This window comes from Pseudomonas sp. NFACC25 (assembly GCF_900100935.1).
In the GTDB taxonomy this organism is placed as follows: domain Bacteria; phylum Pseudomonadota; class Gammaproteobacteria; order Pseudomonadales; family Pseudomonadaceae; genus Aquipseudomonas; species Aquipseudomonas marginalis.
The window spans coordinates 478881-503507 of the sequence record NZ_FMUC01000004.1 but is presented as its reverse complement, the minus strand read 5'-3'; the positions used below and the strand labels follow the sequence as shown (position 1 = coordinate 503507).

Annotated in this window: 19 protein-coding genes and 4 pseudogenes; 13 read left to right on the top strand and 10 right to left on the bottom strand. The window is 59.0% G+C overall.

Annotation, left to right across the window (positions count from 1 at the left end; genetic code table 11):
* Positions 1–528 precede the first annotated feature (528 nt).
* Positions 529–1275: a sulfite exporter TauE/SafE family protein gene (locus BLQ09_RS13125; RefSeq protein ID WP_027606638.1), complete on the bottom strand. Its 747-nt coding sequence runs from the start codon at positions 1273–1275 to the stop codon at positions 529–531.
* A gap of 956 nt (positions 1276–2231) precedes the next feature.
* On the opposite strand from BLQ09_RS13125, the gene BLQ09_RS13120 reads away from it, so the two are divergent.
* Positions 2232–2780, top strand: coding sequence for a thioesterase family protein (locus tag BLQ09_RS13120; protein ID WP_027606639.1), 549 nt, complete (start codon positions 2232–2234; stop codon positions 2778–2780).
* Between the two features lie 765 nt (positions 2781–3545).
* Positions 3546–4378 (top strand): annotated as a pseudogene (locus tag BLQ09_RS13110) (glycosyltransferase family 2 protein).
* Between the two features lie 119 nt (positions 4379–4497).
* Here the strand turns inward: BLQ09_RS13110 and BLQ09_RS31870 are convergent.
* From BLQ09_RS31870 to BLQ09_RS13100, 4 genes and pseudogenes are all read right to left on the bottom strand, one after another.
* A pseudogene (locus BLQ09_RS31870) lies at positions 4498–4842 on the bottom strand (ATP-binding protein); the annotation flags it as partial.
* A 519-nt stretch (positions 4843–5361) separates the two neighbouring features.
* Positions 5362–5697 (bottom strand): annotated as a pseudogene (locus BLQ09_RS31865) (response regulator transcription factor); the annotation flags it as partial.
* A gap of 213 nt (positions 5698–5910) precedes the next feature.
* Positions 5911–6960: pseudogene (locus BLQ09_RS31860) on the bottom strand (sensor histidine kinase); the annotation flags it as partial.
* Between the two features lie 1287 nt (positions 6961–8247).
* Complete coding sequence (locus BLQ09_RS13100; RefSeq protein ID WP_092357190.1) at positions 8248–9348, bottom strand: ABC transporter substrate-binding protein; 1101 nt, start codon at positions 9346–9348, stop codon at positions 8248–8250.
* A 442-nt stretch (positions 9349–9790) separates the two neighbouring features.
* Between BLQ09_RS13100 and BLQ09_RS13095 the strand changes: the two genes are divergently transcribed.
* Positions 9791–10396 carry a cysteine hydrolase family protein gene (locus BLQ09_RS13095; RefSeq protein ID WP_027606645.1) on the top strand — a complete coding sequence of 202 codons (606 nt, stop codon included), beginning with the start codon at positions 9791–9793 and terminating at the stop codon, positions 10394–10396.
* A gap of 86 nt (positions 10397–10482) precedes the next feature.
* On the opposite strand, the gene BLQ09_RS13090 is transcribed toward BLQ09_RS13095, so the two are convergent.
* The 5 genes from BLQ09_RS13090 to BLQ09_RS13070 all read right to left on the bottom strand — a co-directional run bounded on the left by BLQ09_RS13090 (position 10483) and on the right by BLQ09_RS13070 (position 13659).
* Positions 10483–10680, bottom strand: a complete 198-nt coding sequence (locus tag BLQ09_RS13090; protein ID WP_027606646.1) for a hypothetical protein — start codon at positions 10678–10680, stop codon at positions 10483–10485.
* A gap of 227 nt (positions 10681–10907) precedes the next feature.
* A complete protein-coding gene (locus BLQ09_RS13085; protein WP_256568772.1) occupies positions 10908–11540 on the bottom strand; it encodes a hypothetical protein in 633 nt (210 codons plus the stop codon).
* 133 nt (positions 11541–11673) lie between these two features.
* Positions 11674–12492, bottom strand: a complete 819-nt coding sequence (locus BLQ09_RS13080; protein WP_092357188.1) for a helix-turn-helix transcriptional regulator — start codon at positions 12490–12492, stop codon at positions 11674–11676.
* Between the two features lie 5 nt (positions 12493–12497).
* Positions 12498–13037 (bottom strand): kinase inhibitor, encoded by a 540-nt coding sequence (locus tag BLQ09_RS13075; protein WP_027606649.1) that lies wholly within the window; start codon positions 13035–13037, stop codon positions 12498–12500.
* 139 nt (positions 13038–13176) lie between these two features.
* On the bottom strand, positions 13177–13659 hold the full coding sequence (locus tag BLQ09_RS13070) for an Lrp/AsnC family transcriptional regulator (protein WP_092357255.1): 483 nt from the start codon (positions 13657–13659) through the stop codon (positions 13177–13179).
* Between the two features lie 143 nt (positions 13660–13802).
* Here BLQ09_RS13070 and BLQ09_RS13065 point away from each other — a divergent pair, with 143 nt between their 5' ends.
* The 10 genes from BLQ09_RS13065 to BLQ09_RS13020 all read left to right on the top strand — a co-directional run bounded on the left by BLQ09_RS13065 (position 13803) and on the right by BLQ09_RS13020 (position 24399).
* On the top strand, positions 13803–14843 hold the full coding sequence (locus tag BLQ09_RS13065) for a zinc-dependent alcohol dehydrogenase family protein (protein WP_092357186.1): 1041 nt from the start codon (positions 13803–13805) through the stop codon (positions 14841–14843).
* A gap of 327 nt (positions 14844–15170) precedes the next feature.
* On the top strand, positions 15171–16796 hold the full coding sequence (locus tag BLQ09_RS13060; protein WP_092357184.1) for a methyl-accepting chemotaxis protein: 1626 nt from the start codon (positions 15171–15173) through the stop codon (positions 16794–16796).
* 208 nt (positions 16797–17004) lie between these two features.
* Positions 17005–18021, top strand: a complete 1017-nt coding sequence (locus BLQ09_RS13055) for an iron ABC transporter substrate-binding protein (RefSeq protein ID WP_027606653.1) — start codon at positions 17005–17007, stop codon at positions 18019–18021.
* Between the two features lie 3 nt (positions 18022–18024).
* Entirely contained in the window at positions 18025–19623 is a 1599-nt protein-coding gene (locus tag BLQ09_RS13050) for an ABC transporter permease (protein ID WP_027606654.1), read from the top strand.
* A complete protein-coding gene (locus tag BLQ09_RS13045) occupies positions 19620–20666 on the top strand; it encodes an ABC transporter ATP-binding protein (protein WP_027606655.1) in 1047 nt (348 codons plus the stop codon). The genes BLQ09_RS13050 and BLQ09_RS13045 overlap by 4 nt, the downstream gene beginning before the upstream one ends.
* Before the next feature lie 82 nt (positions 20667–20748).
* Entirely contained in the window at positions 20749–21513 is a 765-nt protein-coding gene (locus BLQ09_RS13040; protein WP_027606656.1) for a COG4705 family protein, read from the top strand.
* A 25-nt stretch (positions 21514–21538) separates the two neighbouring features.
* Positions 21539–21970 carry a hypothetical protein gene (locus tag BLQ09_RS13035; protein WP_027606657.1) on the top strand — a complete coding sequence of 144 codons (432 nt, stop codon included), beginning with the start codon at positions 21539–21541 and terminating at the stop codon, positions 21968–21970.
* 91 nt (positions 21971–22061) lie between these two features.
* Positions 22062–22727, top strand: a complete 666-nt coding sequence (locus tag BLQ09_RS13030; RefSeq protein ID WP_027606658.1) for a response regulator — start codon at positions 22062–22064, stop codon at positions 22725–22727.
* The gene (locus BLQ09_RS13025; protein ID WP_027606659.1) at positions 22703–24058 is read left to right on the top strand and encodes an ATP-binding protein; all 1356 of its coding nucleotides are present in this window, start codon (positions 22703–22705) and stop codon (positions 24056–24058) included. The genes BLQ09_RS13030 and BLQ09_RS13025 overlap by 25 nt, the downstream gene beginning before the upstream one ends.
* Complete coding sequence (locus BLQ09_RS13020; protein WP_223841593.1) at positions 24055–24399, top strand: cysteine hydrolase family protein; 345 nt, start codon at positions 24055–24057, stop codon at positions 24397–24399. The genes BLQ09_RS13025 and BLQ09_RS13020 overlap by 4 nt, the downstream gene beginning before the upstream one ends.
* Positions 24400–24627 lie beyond the last annotated feature (228 nt).

The window sequence follows — 24627 nt, the reverse complement described above, 5'->3', positions numbered from 1 at the left end:
CAGCAAGAGGGTGTCGGGCGGACGCTTACAGCCAAACTTTTTTCGGACTTTCCAATAAAAAACTCACTAAAATCACTTCACAAAATGACCAGGATCCGAACACGCAGCAGACCTGGAAAATTAGGATATTTTTAGGGATAGAAGCAGCACACAAAACGCAAATACTCTATACATATCAAAAGCTTATTTTTTTTATGATTCCGGGTTCGGGCACCATCATTACGTTCCACGACCTCCCAAGAAGTCGCTGAAACCCACATAGAACCTGCCTTGTGCAGGTTTTTTGTTGCCAACATTTGTCCCCCACACTCACTCACCCCAACATTTTTCTAGTACATCCTGAGTTCGATTTTGGGTGATGTACTAGTTGGCACTCCCTGATACCGCCGCCAGGCAAGCAAAACCCAAAGCTTACGCCTACAGCCTGTGAGATCGAATACATGAAAGACAGGACATGACCATTTGTGGATGAAGGCTTGGCAAACAGGTGAGGCCATTTACGTATTTGCGAGTCCCCATCCGATCTGGTCACCAGAACAGCATCCTCAATGCCAACGCGACCACGACTAGATTGAAAACTGCTTCCATCCACTGGTCGCCCTTCTTTAAGGCAAACTTCGCGCCGGCATTTGCACCCAATAGCGTGCCAATAATCAGGCAACATCCGTACTGCCAGTCAATGAGGCGGCTGACGCCGAAAATCAGTAATGAACCCACGGAGAGAACCAGCCCACCGACTTTGCGGGTCCCCACCGATTCGCTGATGGTTTTTCTGAAAAAGATAATGAATAAATACGTCGAGAGTTTGGCTTGCCCACCAAATAGCCCGCCGATCATTCCCACGGGGATAAAGAGGATATAGCCAAACAGACGTCTGATCGCTGAGGGAGGTGTTTCGCCGCTACGAGGTTTTTTTATAAGAGACAGTGCGACGAGCAGCAATGTCAGCCCGCCAATTACCTTGTGCAGCAGCGCGGGATCTATTTGAAGAAGCAGGCTCGCGCCTGCCAGAGCCCCAACCAACCCCAGTACCGCAGCTGGAAAGGCCAGCGCATAATCGACCTTTCCCTGGTTATGGAAGTGCCGCAGTCCGGCAACGATGGTGCCTACCGAGGCCAGGCGCGCAGTGGCGATCGACGACTGAGGTGCAATCCCCAGCCAGATCATCACCGGAACGGTCAAAAACACACTGCCACCGGTGTTGGTCCCGACGAATCCCGTTATTATTCCAAGGAAAATCAGACCGACGCCTGTCAACCACTCATGCCCCATCATGTTGAGGTGCTCGCATAAGATTCATGGCACGGCTTACTCGCTCAAGTAAACCGGGTCTATCCAGTGATAGCAGTTTCTATTTCGGGAGCCGGCGGTCACATGAAGCTTTGCGGTATGTACGAAGCTGTACTCGCCGATAATCGGGCGGCGTAGCGAACTTTCAGGCCCAGTGATTTTGCATACAGTACACCTCGGTTAATGAGATCTTGTATCTGTGCTTTTGATTTTCTAATTCGATATTTATGTGACGTTTCATTGATACCAGAAAATATGCCTACCCAGTTTGCTCCTTTCGCCGTAACCGCATCAATACCATCTTGATGCGCGCGGGAAGAAGGTAACTTCCTGTTGGTGAGCGTTGATACTGGAAGTTAAATGAAATGTACTTGAAGGGTTGCAGCAATATCAAGCATCGCAAATCAGGGCTCCTCAGCCACCAACATGAATAAAACTTCATGGTTTCGCATATTGACTTTCTTAAAGTTACTGACTGCCTGTTCTCACCCATTGAATCAAAAGAAATTTTATTTATGACACTTTTTCGCACAAGGCAGCTTAGTACCTGACCTTTTAACCCTCTTATGACTTCCAACAGCTTTGCACTCGGCAAGCTATATATATTTAATCTAACAGAGGACCTGAGATAGATGGCACTGATTAAAAGCCGTCCAGTTGCAGCTTTTCGGGTGCTTGCTTGCTGGAGGGGGTCGAGGGAGGACGCCCCCCAGCGACTCGCCGTGCACCTTGGGCAATCGCCGAGAACGGGCGGACAAAGGTCGCGAAACCCACAGGCCGCAGATAGCGCGATAGACGCCTGCGAAACCCGCTAGAAAAACTTAAACCATAGAATGAGTGATCGGAATGTACTTTTGCGCAGAATTAAGTCATTTAGGGACCTACCTGGCTCACCCCTCAGCACTTTAAAGTACGCCAATCATTCAACTATCGGCGTCTTTATGAATCTCTGGTTTCGACTTCTCCTCATGCTGCTTCGTCGACCTTGGCGCAGACCGGCAAAAGCGCTGGAATCAACCGTCATCCGAATGCGCGTCTGGCCACTGGACCTCGACTTCAATCGACATGTCACCAACGGCCGATATTTCACCCTGGCCGATGTCGGACGCATGGATTTCGTTTTGCGCAGTGGCGCCTATCGAGTAGCTATTAGAGCAAAGGCGCTGCCCATCGTCGGAGACACTTGGGGTAAATTTCGTCGTGAGCTTAGACTGTTTGAAGCGTTTGAAATCCACACAAGGATGCTTGGCTGGGACGACAAGTGGAGCTTCATGGAGCATCGATTTGTGAGCAAAGGCAGAGTGATCGGCGTTGTCGTAATGCGAGGTCTATTTCGTTCAGCGAAAGGTATTGTTCCGCCAAGCGAGTTTGTTCGAGAACTGGGACTGCCCGAACGGTCGCCAGAGATGCCGGAATGGCTGGCCTCGTGGTCGCAGAGCTGCGATGCCATGAGCCGCCAACTCAGGGGTGAAGAAAGCACCAATGATTGACTTGACGTGCAGGCAGCCCATGACCAGCGCGCTATTGGGACCGTTGATTGCTCCGCCGTTGGCGTGTGCGGCGTAACTTCGCCAGCCCGTGTAATTCGTCAATAATGGGCTGTATGTACTTTTCTCCGAGCAGGTGCTGGTATACCTCGAAGTGGTCCTATCGCCAAGCGCACTTGCTTCTTTATTTCCTCTATGGCCAGGCACGCCTCATGCACGAAGCGTTCGTCGAATACGCCATGCAACTCAAGCTCAATCCCACTTTTGTCATGGTGTATTTGCACATGGCAGTATCGACCACCATATTGGCCGCCGCTGCAAAATAACATCAAATTAAAACCATGACCGAGGAGCTTACGTAATTGATCCTGAAGACTGTCTTGGTGCAAGCCAGATATTTCCAGCTGCCGAGACACACATGGGCCATTGGCGAATTGCTTACTCAACATAACCACCTCCACTTTTATCGGTTACGCAGTGCCAGCACTACTGCGCACTATCACGAACAAGCTTACGACGTACCCAGCCTGAAAAATGTCAGAAGTCGGTAAGGTTATGGTAAATACCACGAGCGCTTCGAGTTACTTCCCACTCTGTTATTTACCCACCTTAACCATAAATTAACGCTACCAAACAGAACAACCTATTAAGCTTGGCTAATGCGCCTCTCCTGCCCCGACAACTCATGAGGTGATGGCGACCCATCGAGCCTGCCGGCCGGGTCGCAAACGGCGCACGACCGATATATCATTCTGGAGTGTTTCACTAATGCCTGACGACAACGCTCATTCGGCAAAACATGCCTTGTTCAGTATTGCCCTGGTTAATTATAAAACGCTGCACATGACACGCCTTTGCTTAGGATTGCTACGCGACTACGCTATATACCATCAAGTTCCGGTCTGGGTAGTGGATAACGGTTCCGCCGATGAAAGCATCCACTACTTGCGGACACTTGATTGGATCAACTTGGTAGAAAGGATCCCCACCCTCGAGAAGCCGGATATATCGCGCATGGTAAAGCCCTTGATCTGATTTTGGGATATGTTGAAACTCCGTACTTATTCCTGCTTCATACGGACACATTTGTATTTGATACCGATGTGTTCAGTATGATGATGAGCCAAAGCACTGCAACGCCGCGTACAGTGGCAGTCGGTTGTACAGAACAGATCAATCGCGGTTTTTTAAGAACTGCCTGGCGGTTCGGCACTCGACTGATGAAGTACCACTACCGAACACTCATGCGTTACGTGGGGCTACCCTCTAAAAACCCCAAGCCTTTCAGAGAAACCCACTTGAAAAGTTTTTGCACCTTATGGAACTGCGATGTAATTAAACAACATAACTTGCGCTTCATGATGGATAACCGGGTACCGGGATACGCGCTACAAGACAAGATGGTCAAGCTGGGTTATGCGATCAGCTTTCTGTCAGCACGAAGATTGTTCAGTTACCTGGACCATATTCAAGCCGGCACTGTCGCCGCTAACGGCGGCTATGACACGGACCATCGTCGAAGAAAAACGTATCACGATACCCTGCTGCGCTTTCAAAAAGAGGCGTCAAATGATGCGAAAACGACCAGTACGGAAAAATGATGGTTGCTGATAAGACCGGCCCGCGAGATTCGAACTGAGTGGGAGCGCACAGCTGACTTGAAAATCGAACCTGATAGAACTTTATCCACGGCCCAGCCCATAGGGCGCTTGTTCGATGCTCATCGCTTACTCTGCGGCGCATCAAGAGGGGTCTCGAGAATGAAGGTTGCGCCCTGCCCTGCCCCGTCGCTGTGCACGGTCAAGCTGCCACCCATTTCCTGCGCGGCGAGCGCGCAGCTGTGCAGGCCGAAACCGTGACCGTCTTTGCGAGTCGTGAAGCCATGGGAAAAGATACGCGTCAGGTGCTCTGGCGTAATCCCGTTGCCATTGTCGGCCACCGTGATACGCAAGACTGCCCCGTCAGCGATGAGGGAGGCGCTGAACGTGATGCACGGGCTGCGATCGACCACGCCGTCCAACGCCTGCCTGGCGTTTCTGATCAGGTTTACCAGAATTAGCAGCACCCGGTGCCGGTCCAGCGACAGCAGGGGCAAGTCGGCAATGTCCTTGACCACCGTCACCTCCTGATTCATCCGTGAGCCGGCACTCATGCGCCAGGCATCATCGATTAATTCCGAGACCGGTATTGTCTCGACGACACTGACGGCAACGGCATAGGACTGCTGGGCAGCGACAATGGTCTTGATGTGGTCAATGCCTTTGGTGAGTTGCTCGAGCTCTTCGATGATGCCCTGCTGTTCTGCCGCCACCGCCTGCGCCAGCTTGAGCAGGTAGTCGGGCAGCATCTTTCCCCGCTGGTCCTGGGTGAAGAAATCGCTCAGCTCATGGATGTGTTCGTTCATCATCTGCGCCACCTTGCCCAGGCCCTGGGCCTTGGAGGTGCGCATCTGGCTGCTGACCAACTCGGCCGAAACGTTCACGCTGTTGAGGACGTTGCCGACATTGTGCAGCACCGTCGTGGCGATCTCGGCCATGCCCGCCTGACGGGATTTCGCATTCAGCTCGGATTGCACCTGGCTCATGCGTAGCGCCGCGCGTACGCGAGCCTTGAGCTCCAATGGCGAGAAAGGTTTGGCGATATAGTCATCGGCGCCACTCTCCAGCCCGGAGATGCAAGCTTCGCTGCCGCCGCGGGCGGTCAACAGGATGACGGGCAGATGGGCAAAACCGGCGCTCGCCTTGATTCTGGCGGTCAGGCCAAAGCCGTCAAGCTCCGGCATCATCACATCCGAGAGAACGACATTGATCGGTTGACGCTGCAGCATGGCCCAGGCCTGTTCTCCATCAGCGGCGGTGACGACGCTGTAGTCGTCGCGCAAAAGCTCGCTGAGGTAGCCAAGCATTTCCGGGCTGTCATCGACCACCAGGACCCTGGACTGCGAGGTGCGTTCCGGGTGCCGTTCGTTGTCTGCATCGGCCATGGACGCCTGGTCGTTGCTACTGCCACGGCGGCCGTCGTCGAACAGCAAGTGGCGCTGCTCGGTTGTGATCATTGCGGTGGGTGACGATCCCTCATGCAGATGACCGGCTTCGGTCGGCACCGTGTCTTGCTCGGTTCCCCGAGGAAATCGAACAAGGAAGCACGAGCCCTTTCCAGGCTCACTGTTGACACTGACTTCGCCCCCCATCAGTTCGACCAGATCCTTGACCAGGGCCAGGCCGATACCGGTACCGCTGTAATGCCGCGTGGCGGAATTGTCGATCTGGGAAAAACGCTGGAACAGCAGGGGTAATTTGTCAGGCGCGATGCCAATGCCCGAGTCTTGCACCGCGAGCTCAAATCGCTCGTCATCAAGCGCAGTGACTGCCAGATGCACCGTACCGCCAGCAGGGGTGAACTTGATGGCATTACTCACCAGGTTGAGCAGAATCTTCTCGAAGTGTCGGGGGTCCAGGAACACGGTACCGAGGGCAGGATCGATGCTGCAGGTTAACGTGCAGCCTTTGCCCTTGGCCACCATGGCGGCGTCCTCGGCCAGCACACCCACCGCCTTGTTCAAATCAACGGGCGCCGGACACAGCTCAAACTTGCCTGCTTCGGCCTTGGAGAAGTCAAGGATATCGTTCACGCGGTTCATCAGGCGCAGTGCGTTTCGTTGTGCGCGCTCGATTTGCACGCGCCAGTCCGCCGGCGGCGTGATCGCCACCGAGAGCTGCTCCAACGGGGCGAGAATAAGAGTCAAAGGGGTGCGCAGTTCGTGGCTGACCGTGGCGACGAAATCACTCTTTGCCTGGTTGGCCGTCTCGGCCTGGTTGCGCGCCTGAATAAGTGCAACCGCCTGCGCCTCCAGCACCTCGGTCTGCCGGTGCAGCGTGTCGGTCCGCTCGTCGACCATTCTCTCCAGAGAGGCCTGCACCTGCTGTCTTTCGGCTTCGGCCTCGTCCTCCAGCACCCGGATGCGCAAGGCATTCTCCTGGAACACCCGGACGGCGCGAGTCATGATCCCAATCTCATCGCCGCGTCCAGCACTGGCGATTTCGGCGGTCAAGTCACCGGCAGCGAGCCGGCGCATGGCCGAAGCCAGGGCGACGATGGGCTGCGCGACAAACCGCGAGGTGCTCCAGGCAATGGCTCCGGCCAGCAGGATGGCGACGGCGCCAGCGACTATTGTCGCCAGCATGCCGCGATCCTTGTGGACCAAGGCGTCTGAACGCGCTTCGCCTGCGAAGCGCGCAACCAACAGGCCAGCGCTGCGTGCCTCGATACGAACCTGGTCGCGCGCGTCGCCCAAGGCGTTGCTCGCCTGATGGAACCCGGCAAATGCCGCCCGGTAGCCAGCAATCTGATCGCTGACCGTCAGGGGCGTAGCGCTGGCCTGCTGCCCCACAGACGATGGCAGAACCCGGGCGAGACGGGAGAGTTCATCGAGGATGACGCCTACAGAGCTGGCGACCTCGGCCGACGGCGCCAGGCGAAACGACAAGGTCTGCGCTTCCAGGGTGGCAACACGTTCGGCGAAACGCTTGGACAACGCGGCGGCGTTTTGCAGCAAACCGATGGCGGCCTGAATGTCACTGGCGTCATGGGCAATGTGCTCGTCCACTTCAGCCAACATGACTTCAAGGCGCTCTGCCACGCCTCCAACAGCCCCCAGATGCCGCAAAGCCTCGCCGCCCCGGAGCCTGGGAGCCTCGCCAAGCTGCTCGAGCGCCAGGCTGGCTGCTGCCACCGCCGTCGCCAACTGTTCCAGGGTCGCCACCTGTTGCGGCGCCCCCATCAACTCACGCAATTGCTCGACCACAGGTGGCAGCGCCGCACAGGCGTTACGCGCCGCAGTGGCGGCGGCACCATCACCGCTCACCAGCACCTGGGCCACATTGGCGGTAATGATGCGTTCGCCGTTGCGCAGGATATCCAGGATGCGATGGGCGCTCTGGGCGTTGCTCACCCGCGCCTGGTGGTCGGCGGCGCGGGAGTCCAGGCCCTTCAGCCCAGCGGCGATACCCAGTTCAACGAGGGCCGTCGCCTCTCGCATCCGGGCGTAATGGGCGGTCATATTCTCGGTTTCGCCATCCATGGTCAGGGTCGCCGCCCGCAAGGACGCGATCGCCGCAGCGAGCCTCTCCAGGCTGCCCTTGAGCGATTGCGCCTCTGCCGCCGGGATGGCGTTAAGGCCGTTGATAGCGGTCGCGACCAAGCCCTCGGCCTGGGACACGCTGTCCTGGTCGCGGGTGGCAATGAAGTTTTCCACCCGCCCGGTAGCCCCGTTGACCGAGGCCAGAATTTCCGCGGAATGGCTGGCGGAATCCACCGCACGTACCATGCCTCGCAGGCCGTAGAGGTTCACGAGCGATACCGCCAGCATCAGCAACACCAGTGCGGCAACCGCCAGGCCGATCCTGACGGCAATGGGCCTGGCCGTGGCTGATTTGAATGTCAACATGGGGCCTCGCCTCCTAGCCCGCCGCTACTGTTTCGTCACCTCCGGCAAAGGCGCCGGCGGCGCCGTATGGTTGATGGCCGCATCGATCATCGCCGCAACGGAAGCCTGGCCGTAGAACGGATTGGCGGCACCGCCCACCGGCATAGTGGCAAGCCAGGCGTCCAGGTCTTTGGCATCAATACGTACCAGCGGCACTTCGACGAACTTTGGCACCTGCTTGCCCGCCAGTATCTGCTGGGCCACCCAGAACCCCATCTGGGAGACGCTTGGGGAGGCAGAGACAGAGACGGTCTCGTAGCCATTGGCATCGCGTTCCTGTTTCCACAGGGCAAGTTCGTCCTGACGGTTCCCCATCACAATGATCGGCAAAGGGCGTCCCGCCGCCTTGAACGCCATGGCCGCACCATATCCGTCGCCACCCTGGGTAGCCACGGCATCAATGGTGGGCAGCGACGGCAGCGCCAGCGTCACTTCCCTGCGGGCGACAGAAGCCGTCCAGTTCCCGTAAACGGTCTTGACGAATTTCAGGCCCGGATAGTCGCTGGCGGCCTTGCGAATGCCATCGCTGATGTTTTTATCCGTGGCATCGCCAGCGATGCCGCGGATCTCCAGTAATGTCCCGTTGCCCTTCAGGCGCTCGGCGATGTAGTCCATTTCCACACGGCCCATGGCGGACCAGTTGTAATCCACGGTATAGACACAGGGCTCGGTGATCAGGCTGGCCATGACGACCACCACGATGCCGGCGTTGCAGGCATCGCGGATCACCCCGTTGAGGGCCGTGTCGGAGGCAGCGAGGATCACGATGGCATCGACGCCCTTGACGATCATGTCCTGGATATGGGCCGCCTGTTCCGAAGCCGAGTTATTGGCGCTGACGACGGGAGCCTCACGGATCAAGCCCTCCTTTTGCGCCTGGAGCGCAATTTCCTGCCAGTTGCGCACCATCACCTTGCGAAAATCGCTGCCTGCGTAGGAATTGCTGAAGGCAATGCTGTAGCTCGCGGTAGGGCCGCTGGCGATGCCCTCGGCGGCAGCCTGGGCCGGATTGGCGGCAACCATCGCCAGCCCCGCCACGCAGCCGGCGAAGCGCCTCAAGATCGTGTGGATCGACTGGGTGTTCATGCTGTTCTCCATCGTGCTTGGCATTTACCAACAGTTATCCACCCGCTCCGGCTTACAGCCTGGATCGACGGCGTGTTCTGGTTGGAGCCGTTGGCCCCCACATTGGAGATTTTCAAGCAGGTGAGGTGTGGGGCAGGCATTGAACGTTTCCCTGTATGCCGCGTGCGGGTTGTTGCGTGAGCCGTTGAAAACGCCTGAAGACCACCCACCGGCTGTCGCCAACGTCAATGACTTTGCCAGGGTCGGAGCCCTTGGCGGCCGAACATTGAAACCCGTAGATGGCTCGCATTGGCAATGAGCATAGTATCAAAGTGCCCGCTTTGCTTGCGGTCTGTAAACGGATGCGGCGCTCTTAGCCATAGTTTTGTGTTTGACTGCCGCCCCACCCAACCCTGCCTGCTGTTCTACGCTTGTTGCTCGACCCACTTATCGGAGACCCGACATGAACCCACACACCACCGCCCTGGTGCTGATCGAATACCAGAACGACTTCACCACCCAAGGCGGCGTGTTCCATGACGCCGTCAAGGACGTCATGCACACGTCCAATATGCTCGCGAACACCGCCACCACGGTTGAACAGGCGCGCACGCTCGGCGTGAAGATCATCCACCTGCCGATCCAGTTCGCCGAGGGCTACCCGGAGCTGACCACCCGCGACTACGGGATTCTCAAGGGCGTTGCCGATGGCAGCGCTTTCCGCGCCGGCAGCTGGGGTGCCGACATCAGCGAGGCGATTACCCGGGAAGCCGGCGACATCCTCGTGGAGGGCAAGCGCGGGCTGGACGGTTTCGCCACCACGGGCCTGGACCTGGTGCTGCGCAACAATGGCATCCAGACTCTGGTGGTGGCGGGCTTCCTGACCAATTGCTGTGTCGAAGGCACGGTACGATCAGGTTATGAGAAGGGCTACAACGTGGTGACCCTGATCGATTGCACCGCGACCTTCACCGACGAACAACAACAGGCAGCCGAACGCTTCACGCTGCCGATGTTTTCCAGGACGTTGCAACACACCGAGTTTCTCGACGGGCTGAACGCCCGGTAGCCATCGCCCAGAAGGCGGCTTTACAGCCGCCTTCGGATTCCCAGCCATCTGCGACACCCTGGCCGGGTTCGTTGATCTGAAACACCTCAGTTGTCAGGGTGTTCGCTCGCCACTGAATCGGCAGCGTCCACATCAGACATATCCTCCTCAAGGGGTGCATCGTCGTCCGGCGGCAGCGGGATCTTATCCTCATCACGCTTCGGGTCGTGCCCTGTCTCGTTGTCCGTGCCGCGCGTTACAGCCTGCTGTGAAATGTTGCCCGGGGCATTCTCATTGATTTCCATGCTGGCTCTCCGTTCTTGGGCTCGGGATATCCGTGCTTAAGGTTGAGAAACGCCATGCCCACCAGAGTGCCGGGCAACAGACGAATGGACGCGCCCAAACTGGCACAAGGTGGCACTGCCGGTGCATGTTTCGATCCATTCGGCGCCGTGGGTATTTACTGGATGGCGCTGACGGCGGCGCAATTATCGATGCGATTGAAAGGTGATAGTGCTCGGAGGTGCTTCGTTCATTTGTCCAGATTCATTGGTTCATGCATCCGTTCGCCTATTATTGCGCGCAGCCATGCGGCATGAAATTCCATGTCTTCCAGAGAAGTCCCCTCAGCCAATCGATATTCGAACTCCTTGCCCCTCGGCCCCTGACACACGACGCTGAAATGGCCATGGCGGTCATAACTGGCGAGCAAGTAAGGGCTGATACAAATGATATCGCTGAAGGGCACCTGCACTTCGGCGGGTTTACGGCCGCGACGGGTGACGGTGAGAGTAAGCAGTTGCCGGTTCTCGTCAAAGGTGAAGGCCAGCACTCTGGACGCAGAGAACATCCACGCGAAAACCAGCCCCATGAGCACAATAAAACCAAGCATGAACAGGATGAGAGGCGACGTGGTGAGACTCGCCCCATCGCTGGACGATGCGCCTTGCATCGCTTCGAGGCCGAAAAGGATCAGCACCATCACCCCTATGACCGGCAGGAACATAAGCAGCACAAAACAGAAACCCAATATGGCCGCCCCAGTGCTGCCAAAGGTGGGTAAGTCCGGATTGCCATGCCACATAGGTGGGTGAGCGCGCGGTTCTTCAGCGCCTGGCGCGGCTGGAGGCGTTGCGATGGGGTGAACTGAAGTTTGATGGGGCATCCAGCAGGCTCCGGGGGGACTGCGTAGACAGTAGCACTATCGCCAGACAGTCTGGTCCGGTACCCACCGATAAACGTCAACACCTGGCTCGCACTGCCGGCCGGCAGACTGGGGGAAGCCCTGCCGCAACGGTTCAAATCGCAGCCCGCAATTCACGGGGTGACAGGCCATAGTGTGAGCGAAAGCGCACGGCAAAACGGGAGGCGGAGGCGTAGCCGCAGGCGCTGGCAATTTCACCGATCGGGCGAGACGTTGTCTGCAGCCGTTGTAATGCTGTCGACAGTCGAACGCCCTCCAGAATGTTCCTGAAACTATTCCCCTCGTTCGCCAGTTGGCGACGCAAGGTCGACTCCCCCAGGTTCATGTGCTGTGCGATGCTCGCAACCGTCCAGTCTCTCTCCGGGCTGGCCATTACCAGTTGCTGCACCCGCTCGCACAAGGGATCGTTGCGCCCCATCAGCAAAGGTCCGGCCTGGCCGCCAAGGCATAGGCTCAGCAGCACCGCTTCCCCATAATGTGTGCAGAGTGCCTGCGGGGCGTTTGCATGGATGGCGACCAGCAACTGCTCCCATGCCTGGGTGGTGTGCCTGTCCAGGGGAACGCATAGATCGCTCTTCAGTGCCCCGCGACCACTCTTGATCTGCTGGCTATATCGGCTGCTGAATTGACGCAATGTCGAGACGGGAAAGGTCACCGCATCGGCGATGTAGTGACCCTGAGGGCCGGGGAAGTTTGAGATACCCAGCTCGCGCCCGGCCGGCATCAGAATCAGATGCCGAGGCCCTGCGCGCATTTCCCGGTCATCCCATTGCAACAGTTTTTCCCCCTGCCGCACTCGACACAAGGTGGTCACGAACACCGGCACCCTGGGCAAGGTAAGGGCATGTCGCGCCCGAATGACACAGGCATCGATAATATTTTCCCGGTGCTGTATGCCGTCACAAGGGCGCATGGTTCTTAACGTCCGTAAGTGGAAGTAATGGTCGCTTTGGCCAGGACGTTGGCGTTGAGCATGTAACCGACCAAGGCTCCGCTGGCCTGGTTGTCGAGCGGTAGCTTATCGGCTTTCAAGGCCCACACGGTGAATTGATAGCGATGGGGTTTATCGCCGACAGGAGGGCAAGCGCCACCGAACCCCGGCTGGCCATAATCGGTTCGCCCTTGCACAGCACCCGCAGGCAGGTTCGCCCCCACGCCGCTTGGCAAACTATGGGTGGAGGCTGGCAGGTTGACCACCGTCCAATGCCACCAACCGCTGCCGGTGGGGGCATCGGGATCGTAAACGGTGATCGCGTAGCTTTTGGTCCCTGCGGGGGCGTTTTTCCACGAAAGCTCAGGAGACGTGTTGCCACCTTCGCAACCGAAGCCCTGGAACACTTCGCGACGGGTCAACGGGCGGTTGTCTGCAATATCCCGGCTGGTCAGTGAGAAATCCGCAGCGTAGCCACTGAGTGTGACGGCCATGGAAAGTGCTGGCAGGATCAATCTGATGTTCATCGCGGCTCCATCTGAGTCTGAAAGTGAAGCTCGAGTCTAGGTTGAACAAAACCGGGAGACTGTGCCGAAATGCTCGATAACAGTGCCGAAATGCTCGATTGTCCGGACGAACGATGGCTCTCCACGTGCCCGACGACCTTCAGATGCTCAAGAGCTCGCTGACGGGCAGTCGATGAGTGGTCTTCATCTCTCGCAGGGAGAGGTTCGAGCGAATACTTGAAACCCCAGGGAGCTTCCTCAGCACTGTTTCGACAAAGCGGCTATAGCTGTCCAGGTCCCGTGCAACCACCTCAAGGAGAAAGTCCGCCTCCCCCGTTGTGTTATGGCAACTCAATACCTGCGGGGCCGCCTGGATAATCTTTTCAAACGTTGCCGTGGCTTCTTCGCTGTGATCCGTGCAGGAGATCTGGACAAACGCCTTCAGGCCCAGCCCGAGTTTCTTTCGATTGAGAACGGCCTGGTATCCCTCGATAACCCCGCATTCTTCCAGGCGTCTTTGCTTGCGCCAACAGGACGCTTCGCTGAGGGACAGCTGCTCGGCCAGCTTGACATTCGACAGCTTGCCGTCCCGCTGCAAACGCTCCGATATTGCAATGTCCGTTTTATCGAGTTGTTCAATCATGAAATAACCCCTCAAATTCATACTTAAAAATGAAGGCTAATTTCAATTCTTGCGTTCGGTCAATGGCAACTTGAAGGGTAATTTCAAGGCGCTCATTCATAATGGCAATGCCTGAATCGCCCCTCCAAGCCTAGGTAATTTGAATGAAAGCAGTCGTCTACGAAGCCTTTTCCAAACCGCCGCGCCTGATGAACGTGGCCGATCCATCTCCGGAACGCCATGGCGTGGTGATCCAGGTGCTTGGCACCGGAGTGTGCCGCAGCGACTGGCATGGCTGGAAAGGCCATGACCCCGACATTGAACTGCCCCATGTACCGGGTCATGAGCTGGCCGGCATCGTGGCCGAGGTGGGCCACGACGTCACGCGGTGGAAGGTCGGTGACCGGGTGACCGTGCCGTTCGTGGGTGGCTGTGGTGCTTGTGCGCAGTGCAACAGCGGCAATCAGCAGGTGTGCCACACGCAGTTTCAGCCGGGCTTCACTCATTGGGGCTCTTTTGCCGAGTACGTCGGCATCCACCAGGCCGATCTGAACCTGGTCGCGCTGCCCGAGAGCATGGACTTCGCAACCGCTGCAAGCCTGGGTTGTCGCTTCGCCACCTCGTTCCGTGCAGTCGTCGACCAAGGCAACGTCAGCGCCGGTCAGTGGGTCGCGGTTCACGGCTGCGGAGGTGTCGGCCTGTCTGCGGTGATGATCGCCCAGGCCATTGGCGCGAACGTGATCGCCATCGATATTTCCCAGGAAAAACTCGATATGGCACGCGCCCTCGGCGCTGTCGCCACCATCAATGCCCAGTGCGTCGCGGACGTCACCGAAGCCGTGCTGGAAATCACCCAGGGCGGTGCCCACGTCTCGCTGGACGCCTTGGGCCACCCAACCACCTGTTTCAACTCCATCAACAACCTGCGCCGTCGCGGCAAGCACGTCCAGGTCGGGCTGATGCTCGCTGATCACGCCACGCCGGCCATCCCCATGGGCAAGGTTATCGCCCATGAACTTGAGATCTACGGTAGCCACGGCATGCAGGCGCATCGCTATGGCGCCATGATCGAGATGATCACCTCAGGCAAGCTGGCGCCTGAAAAACTCGTGGGCAAAACCATCAGCCTGGAACAGTCCATCGACGCGTTGACGAACATGGACCGCTTCGAGACGGCAGGGGTAACCGTCATAACCGAGTTTTGACCCATAGCGCCACCCTGAACATCCACCTATCAAGGGCTTGCCTGATTAACCTCATGCAGGCCCTTGTTTCCTTCGCACGAATTTCCGGCCGCTTTGACAAAGGATCAGGCGCCCACGGAAATATTTAATAGACTAATGATTAGCGCGCAATAATTTATCGCAACTATCACCTCGATTCATTTTTTTGAATTCCTCACTGTACGCATCGCCGCCAGGATGACAGTCAGCGCCAATGTGCCGCCTGCAAAGGCAGCCCTTGTTCGTGATCAACAAAAACTGACGCAGGGGCTGCCCCCTCCCCTGACACCTCGGCCTTCGGAGGCCTATATGAAACTAAGATCCTTGAATATCGCGCGCAGAGCGTTCGTCTGCTTCGGTCTGATCACCCTCTTGCTGATCAGTTTGGCAGGCTTCTCCTATTTACAAATCGGTCATTTGCGCACGGCGGAGCAGAACATCGAGCGAAACTCCCTGCCGAGCATCCAGGTGATTGACGATATTCAGATCGCCCTTCTGCATGCGCGCCTTGAGAGTATCCGCATGCTCTCGAGTACCTCCAAAGACGTGCATGATGCGTCGCTGTCAAAGGTCGAAGAGGCCATGCGAACGCTTGAAGCGAAGAGCGCGTTTTATCGTGACAACCTGATCTCCGGCGAACAGGATCAACTGCAGTTTGAGAAGGCCAGCCAAACAATGGATGCCTACATTGAGGGCCTGAAAAAAGTACTCGCCCTCGATCAGCCTGACCATGAACAAGCGATCACGTTCGCCAACACCGAGCAGGCACAGCGGGCCAGTGCCTATCAAGAGCAGCTCACACTTCTACGTGAGCAAAATGCACGCCAGGCGGTTTTGTCGGGGCAGGATGCAGCAGAGGTTTATACCCATAGCGTCAGGGTACTGATAGCTGTGCTGGTGGTGGCTTTTGCGCTCACTACCCTGCTGGCCACGTTGTTCACCAACAGTATTGTGAACCCCATCAGTTCGTCCCTGAAACTGGCGGAAGATATCGCGGCCGGCGACCTTACCCATGACCTGGAAGTCACCGGTTCGGATGAAGCATCCCGCTTGATGCATGCGCTCAATATCATGCAGAAGAACCTCCGGAGCACGATACTGGAAATATCAGGCGCCTCAGCTCAACTCAGCAGCGCTGCCGTCGAAATGATTTCGATCACGGAAAGTGCTGATCGCACCTTGCAACAGCAGAACAGCGAGATAGAGCAGGCTGCCACGGCCGTCACCGAGATGAGCGCTGCTGTCGAAGAGGTTGCCCGCAATGCCAACTCCACCTCGGAAGCCGCAATGCAGTCCAGCCTGGCAGCCGATCTTGGCAATAAAAGGGTCACTGAAACGCTCACGGCCATGCGCGGCCTGACGGGGTTAGTCGAAGTTTCCTCGGAGCAGGTAAAAGCGCTAGCAGGCCAGGCGCAAGACATCAGCAAGGTACTCGGCGTTATCCGGGCGATTGCCGAGCAAACCAATCTGCTGGCGTTGAACGCTGCAATTGAAGCAGCCCGCGCAGGAGAACAAGGCCGCGGTTTTGCAGTGGTCGCCGACGAAGTCAGGGCACTGGCGCACCGCACCCAAACCTCTACCCAGGAAATTGAACAGATGATCTCGACGATTCAAACAGGCTCCTCAGCCGCCGTCGAATCGATGCAGATGAGCACGTCTGAGGTCTACAGCACGCGAGATACGGCGGAGCAAGCCGGCCAGTCGCTGCGCCAGATCATAGATTCCGTACTCGAAATCAACGATCGCAATATCCAGATCGCAACCGCCTCCGAGGAACAGGCTCACGTAGCGCGTGATGTGGATCGCAGCCTGATAAGCATCCGCGACCTTGCCGTTCAAAGCAGCGAAGGCACTCGCCAGACGCTGACGGCAAGTAATGAGCTGTCACGGTTGGCTGTAAACCTGAACGACCTGGTGCTTCGCTTCAGAACTTAGTAATTGCCGTAGCGCGCCATTTCGGGTGAATGACACATGCCTGCAAACACCGTGGGGCGCGCTCGGTAAAACTCACCTTTTTTTCACGTTTTTTTTTCATTCCCGGCTCTACATTCGCCGCGCCTCAGCATGCAAATGATTCCTATTGGTCAGGAATCTCCAGCTATATTCCTCAAGCACACCCTCACCATCAGGAGCTTGCCCTCTCATGACTATCGGTTTTCCGTCGTTCCTTGAAAAAGCCCTGCTGGTCGGCGCGCTGCTCGCCGCCGGGCACGTCTATGCCGCGAGCGACAGCGTTGGCATCGTGGTGTACAACGCCCAGCACGAGAGCCTGACCAAGGCGTGGGTCGAAGGGTTTACCCAGGAAACCGGGATTCCGGTGACCATCCGCAATGGCGATGACACCGAGATGGGCAACCAGATTGTGCAGGAAGGTGCTGCCTCCCCGGCCGATGTGTTCCTCACCGAAAACTCACCGGCGATGGTGCTGGTCGATAACGCCGGGCTGTTTGCCCCCGTGGCGCCGACCACCCTGGAACAGGTCGGTGCAGCCTATCGTCCGGCCCACGGCAAATGGGTGGGTATCGCTGCGCGCTCGACGGTGTTTGTGTATAACCCGGGCGCGCTCAAGGAAGCCGACCTGCCCAAATCCCTGATGGACCTTGCCTCTCCCCACTGGAAAGGCCGCTGGGCCGCCTCCCCGGCCGGGGCCGACTTCCAGGCGATCGTCGCTGCCGTGCTCGAACTCAAGGGCGAGGCCGCCACCCTCGACTGGCTCAAGGCAATGAAAGCCAACGCGAGCATTTACCGCGGCAACAGTGCGGTACTCAAGGCCGTCAATGCCGGCCAGGTCGACAGTGGCGTGATCTACCACTACTACAGCTTCGTCGATCAGTCCAAGACCGGCGAAAACAGCAAGAACACCGCGCTGCACTACTTCAAGCACCAGGACCCGGGCGCGTTCGTCAGCATCTCCGGTGCCGGCGTGCTGGCCTCCAGCACACACAAGGAGCAGGCCCAGGCTTTCCTGGCGTGGATCACCGGCCCGGACGGCCAGGCGATTCTCAAGAGCGGCAATTCGTTCGAGTACGCCGTGGGCCGGAACGCCGAGTCGAACCCCAAACTGGTACCGCTGACGCAGCTCGATGCTCCCAAGGTTGATGCGTCCAAACTCGACAGCAAAAAAGCCGTCGCATTGATGACCCAGGCCGGACTCCTCTGATTGTTGCCTGAAACCCTGGAGGCGGCTGCCGCCCGGTCGATACCCGCGCGACCTTCACAGCGCAGCCACGCGCTTTTTTTCAGGCGTGGCGGCGCATGGGTCACCGGTTTATCGGTGCTGGTTTCGCTGCTGGCCCTGTTGCCCATCGCCTTCGTGATCGGTGTGTCCTGGCAAATCGGCTGGGCACAGATCGAGGCCTTGGTGTTCCGGCCTCGGGTTGCCGAGTTGCTGGTCAACACCGTATTGCTGGTGGTCATCACCCTGCCCTTGTGCGTGGCGCTGGGCGTCGCGCTGGCCTGGTTGACCGAACGCACCGACCTGCCGGGACGCCGTCTGTGGTCATTGCTGGCAGTGGCTCCCCTCGCGGTGCCGGCCTTTGTGCACAGCTATGCCTGGGTCAGCCTGGTGCCGTCGATCCATGGCTTGCCGGCGGGCGTGCTGGTCTCGGTCATCGCCTACTTTCCGTTTCTGTACCTCCCGGTGGCGGCCACGTTGCGGCGACTCGATCCTGCTATCGAAGACGTAGCCGAATCCCTGGGGCTCAAACCCTGGGCGGTGTTCTTCAGGGTGGTGGTGCCGCAGTTGCGCCTGGCGATCTGCGGCGGCGCGCTGCTGGTGGGCCTGCACCTGCTGGCCGAATACGGCCTGTACGCGATGATCCGCTTCGACACCTTCACCACGGCGATCTTCGACCAGTTCAAGTCGACCTTCAATGGCCCGGCCGCCAACATGCTGGCGGCGGTATTGGCACTGTGCAGCCTGGCGATGCTGACGATCGAATCGGCGGCCCGCGGTGCCGCGCGTTATGCACGGGTCGGCTCGGGCAGTGCCCGGGACCAGCGCACCCTGCGCCTGGGCACTCCCATCCGCATCGCCGCCCTTGGTCTGCAAGCGTTCACCTGCGCGCTGGCCCTGGGTGTGCCGCTGATTACCCTGGGCAAATGGTTGGTCGCCGGCGGCGTGGCCGTGTGGCAGATGAATGAACTGCTGCCGGCCCTCGAGCAAACCCTGTTGCTCGGCGCTGCCGGAGCGCTGCTGACCACCTGCGCGGCGGTGCCGATTGCCTGGCTGTCGATACGTGCGCCAGGGCGCTTGCAGCGCATCCTGGAGAGCTGCAACTACATCACCAGCTCTTTGCCCGGCATCGTCGTCGCCCTGGCACTGGTGACCGTGACCATTCACTTCGCGCGACCGATCTACCAGACCACGATCACCGTGCTGCTCGCCTACCTGCTGATGTTTTTGCCCAGGGCGCTGGTGAGCTTGCGGGCCGGGATCGCCCAGGCGCCGGTGGAGCTGGAACACATGGCACGCAGCCTCGGCCGCTCGCCCGCCCGTGCACTCTGGCTGATCACCCTGCGCCTGGCCGCACCAGGTGCAGCGGCCGGTGCCGCACTGGTGTTCCTGGCGATCACCAATGAGCTGACCGCCACATTGCTGCTGGCCCCCAACGGCACCCGCACCCTGGCCACCGGCTTCTGGGCAATGACCAGTGAAATTGACTACGCCGCCGCAGCCCCCTACGCGCTGATCATGATCCTGTTGTCCCTGCCGTTGACCGGCCTCCTCTATCACCAATCCAAACGCACGGCTGGCCGATGAACGCCCTCGAACTCAATGCAATCTGTAAGTCCTTCGGCAGCCAGCGCGCCTTGGCCGACGTCAACCTGTCGGTGCCCACCGGCAGCCGAACGGTGATCGTCGGGCCGTCAGGTTCAGGCAAGACCACGCTGCTGCGGATGATCGCCGGATTCGAGTTTCCCGATAGCGGCAGCCTTGCGCTCAATGGCCAACTGCTGGTCGACGCCACGCACGCCGTCCCGGCCCATCAACGCCAGATCGGTTATGTGCCGCAGGACGGTGCGCTGTTCCCGCATATGAGCGTGGCCGACAATATCGCCTTTGGCCTGGCCGCCAAGGGCCCGCAACGCGAATCACGCATCGCCGAACTGATGGACAGCGTGGCCCTTGACGCCAGCATGGCGCGGCGCTGGCCCCACGAACTGTCCGGCGGGCAGCAACAACGGGTGGCCCTGGCCCGTGCACTGGCGCAACAACCACGCCTGATGCTGCTGGACGAACCCTTTTCGGCGCTGGACACCGGCCTGCGTGCGGCGATGCGCAAGATGGTCGCACGGCTGCTGAGCGACGCCGGTATTACCACGATTCTGGTGACGCACGACCAGAGTGAGGCGCTGTCGTTTGCCGATCAACTGGCCGTGATGCGTCAGGGACGCCTGGTGCAGTCCGGCCATCCGATGGACCTGTACCAGTCCCCCGGCGACCAACAGACCGCCTTGTTCCTGGGCGATGCAGTGATCCTGCCTGCCAGGCTCGAAGCCGGATGGGCCCATTGCGAACTGGGCCGTATCGCGGTCAACAGCCTGGACAATTGTCCCGTTGCACAGATCATGCTGCGCCCCGAGCAGTTGCAGGTCAGCACGGGGTCAGGCGCCGGCTGCCAGGGCGTGGTGACCGAGCGTGATTTTGGCGGGAACACCTGCACCCTGACCGTGGCGCTGCAGCCTGACGATGGCGCACCGGGGCGCGCGATCCTGGTACGCAGTTCGGGCCTGCAGGCGCCCTTGACCGGCAGCACGGTGCAGCTGACGACAATCGGCGTGGCGCATGTATTTTCCGCATAGGTCGCCGGCCCTCAGTCCCGGCTAAGTTTCGTGCCGTACCTTCTCCCCTGCGCCACCACCGCGCACAGGAGAGGTAAACCCGATGAATGCCACAGCAGCCCGCTGGCTGAACAAAGTACCCGAGGTGACCCTGTCATTCTGGGTGATCAAGATCCTGTCCACCACCGTGGGCGAAACCGGCGCGGACTATCTCGCCGTCGATGCGGGCCTGGGTGCCGGCTGGACCAGCATCGGCATGGCCGCCCTGTTGGCCATTGCGCTGTTTTTCCAGCTGCGCACCAAAGCCTACACCCCCTGGATCTACTGGCTGACCGTGGTGCTGGTGAGCATTGTCGGGACGCAGATCACCGACATCCTCACCGATAAACTCGACATCAGCCTGTATACCAGCACGGTGATCTTCTCGGTCCTGCTCGCCCTCAACTTCCTGGTCTGGTACCGCACCGAACGCAGCCTGTCGATCCGGGCCATCGTGACCCCACGGCGCGAGGTGTTCTACTGGGCCACCGTGTTGTGCACCTTCGCGCTCGGCACCGCCGCCGGCGACCTGGCCACCGAAGCGCTGGGCCTGGGCTTCACCCTGGGCGCGGTGATTTTTGCGCTGATGATCGGCGCAACCCTGCTCGCCTGGCGCCTGGGTGCCAATGTGGTCCTGACCTTCTGGATCACTTACATCCTGACTCGCCCCTTCGGTGCCTCCCTCGGCGACTTGCTGACCCAGGCCAAGACCTACGGCGGCCTGGGCATGGGCGCCAGCTGGACCAGCGCGATCTTCCTCTGCGTGATTGTCCTGTTGGTGGCCGTCGCACAAATCGGCGTCGGCAACCGCAGAACCCTGCGCCCATAACTCAATTACCCTCAAGGACCTCATCATGCGCCCTGTTCAAAACCTTATTCGCCGCGCCGCAATCGCCGCTTCGATCCTGTTGTTGGGTATCGCTGCCGGCTGCTCGAAACCTGCCGATAAACCCCAGGCCCCCGTCACGCCAGGTTCGACCAACAGCCAGGGCAAGGCCGCCTCGAAACTGGGCGACCTGTCCGAGTTCCGCAGCATCGCCGTCGAAGTGGCCGGCCTGGTCGACAAAAACGACCTGCCTGGCGCGAAAGCCCGGATCAAAGACCTGGAGTCCACCTGGGACTCGGCCGAAGCCGGCATCAAGCCGCGCGCGGCCAGTGACTGGCATGTACTGGACAAAGCCATCGACCGTGCCCTGTCGGCACTGCGTGACAGCAGCCCGAAACAGGCTGATTGCAAGGCTGCTATGGACGACCTGCTCAAGGCATTCGACGCGATGAAAGGCTGATACCGTCCGGTGCGGACAAATACCCGCGCAGGTGCTTCAATACAGGCGCGACAGTCAGCCCTGCCGCGCCTGTTTTTTTGCGGAGAGGGACATGCGGATACTGTTGGTCGAAGACGATTCGATGATTGGCGATGCTATCCAGCGCGCACTCAGCGACGCCAGCTATGCCGCGGACTGGGTCAAGAACGGCCTCAGCGGCCTGGCCGCACTCGACACCCATCACTATGACCTGGTGCTGCTGGACCTTGGCCTGCCCGGCAAGGACGGCCTCGACGTGCTGGCGACCATCCGCGAGCGTAACAACCCGGTGCCCTTGCTGATCATTACCGCCCGAGACAGCCTGGATGATCGCCTGCGCGGCCTGGATGGCGGCGCCGACGACTTCCTGCTCAAGCCGTTCAACATGGCGGAATTGCTCGCGCGCATGCGTGCCGTGCTGCGCCGCAAGGGCGGCAATGCATTACCCGTGCTCAGTAATGGCGTGGTCTCGCTGGACTTGCTGTCCAAGCAAGCGACAACCGTCGAACTCAGCGATATAGCGCTATCCAGCCGCGAGTTCGCGCTGCTGCAAGCCCTGTTGATCCGTCCCGGTGCGATCCTCTCGCGCTGCGAACTGGAAGAGCGCCTGTATGGTTGGGGCAATGAAGTTGAAAGCAACGCCATCGAGTTCCTGATTCACGCCTTGCGGCGCAAGTTGGGCAGTCATGTGATCAAGAACGTCAGGGGCATGGGATGGATGGTGTCAAGAAACGCTTGAGTGAATCGGTACAACTGCGGCTTTCGGTGGCCCTGTCGCTGGCCATTTTGCTGGTCGCCTTGATTGCCAGCGGGTTTGCATTCGTCTCAGCCTTCGAAGAAGCCCACGAACAGCAGGACGACACCCTGCGCCAGGTGGCGATCCTGTTTGATCGCCAGCACATGACCCTGCAGTACCCGCAAGGCACCACCATCGACGGCGACGACGAAGAGTCCCGGTTGATCATTCAACACCTTGGCGACGGTATCGATCCCTCGGGTCTCACCGATGAGGTCATTCCACTGCCATTCCCGGCCAACTTGGCCGAAGGGTTGTCCACGGTCGAGGTGGCGGGCGAGGCTTTCCGTGTACTGGTCAGGACCACCGCCAACGGCGAGCGTATTGCGGTGGCCCAGGAGTCCGACGCCCGCGACAACGATGCACGAGAAAGCGCCTGGCGCAGCCTGCTGCCGTTCCTGATCCTGTTTCCCGTGCTGTTGCTGGTCGTCGGCGACCTGGTGCGCAAGCTGTTTCGCCCCATCGCCAGCCTGTCGGCGGAAATAGATCAGCGCGCCGAACAGGAACTGCACCCGATACATGAACAGCATCTGCCCACCGAAATCCGCCCGTTTGTGGTGGCCATCAATCGCTTGCTGGCACGGGTTGCCCGGTCCATGGACAACCAACGCCGTTTCGTTGCCGACGCGGCCCATGAATTGCGCTCGCCCATGACCGCCCTGTCCCTGCAGGCCGAACGACTGGCCGCCACGCACATGTCATCCCAGACCCGCGAGCGCTTGCTGCCTCTTTCACGGGGTATCGAGCGCGGACGCCAATTGATCGACCAACTGCTGAGCCTGGCCGCGGCGCAATCGGAGGCAGCCCGGGATCAAAGCGTGGTGTCAGTGCATGAAATCTACCGACAGGTCCTGGAAGACCTGTTGCCATTGGCTGAATGCAAACAGCTCGATATTGGCGTCGAAAGCACCCAGGATGTGCACCTCACCTTCAACCGGATGGACCTGTTTACCCTGGTCAAGAACCTGGTGGATAACGCGATCCGCTATACCCCAGCGGGCGGCCGCGTCGATCTGTCGGTGGCGTCGGTGCCCGGTGCGGTCAAACTGCTGATCCAGGACTCAGGGCCTGGAATCCCCCTCGAGGAACAGGCACGGGTATTCGATCCGTTCTATCGCGGCCTGGGAACCGATGAGGCGGGCTCGGGGCTCGGTTTGTCCATCGTCAAGGCGATCACCGAGCGTACCGGGGCACGCGTCCAATTGTCGTTTACCGATACCGCGCAACAACGCGGACTGAGTGTCACGGTCTGGCTCGATTCAACCCGTACATGAACGGTTGGGGCGTCGACATCAGCGAGGCGATTACCCGGGAAGCCGGCGACATCCTCGTGGAGGGCAAGCGCGGGCTGGACGGTTTTGCTACCACAGGCCTGGACCTGGTGCTGCGCAACAACGGCATCCAGACCCTGGTGGTGGCGGGCTTCCTGACCAATTGCTGTGTCGAAGGCACGGTTCGATCGGGTTATGAGAAGGGCTATAACGTGGTGACCCTGATCGATTGCACAGCGACCTTCACCGACGAACAACAACAGGCCGCAGAACGCTTCACGCTGCCGATGTTTTCCAGGACGTTGCAACACACAGAGTTTCTCGACGGGCTGAACGCCCAGTAGCCATAAAGCAGGAGGCGGCTTTACCGTCGCCTTCAGATTCGCCGTCACCCGCGCGTTACCCGTCGCCCCTCAATAGTTTAGAAATCTCTGAACTATCTATTTGCACTTCCCTATTCTTTCCGCCAAGCGCCTCTCCCTACTATTGGCGGCAACAAAGGAGCCTTTCCACAGAGATGCGGCCCGAAGATTGCCTTTTCTGATTGTCACTGCCGTTTTTTGTGCGTTTCG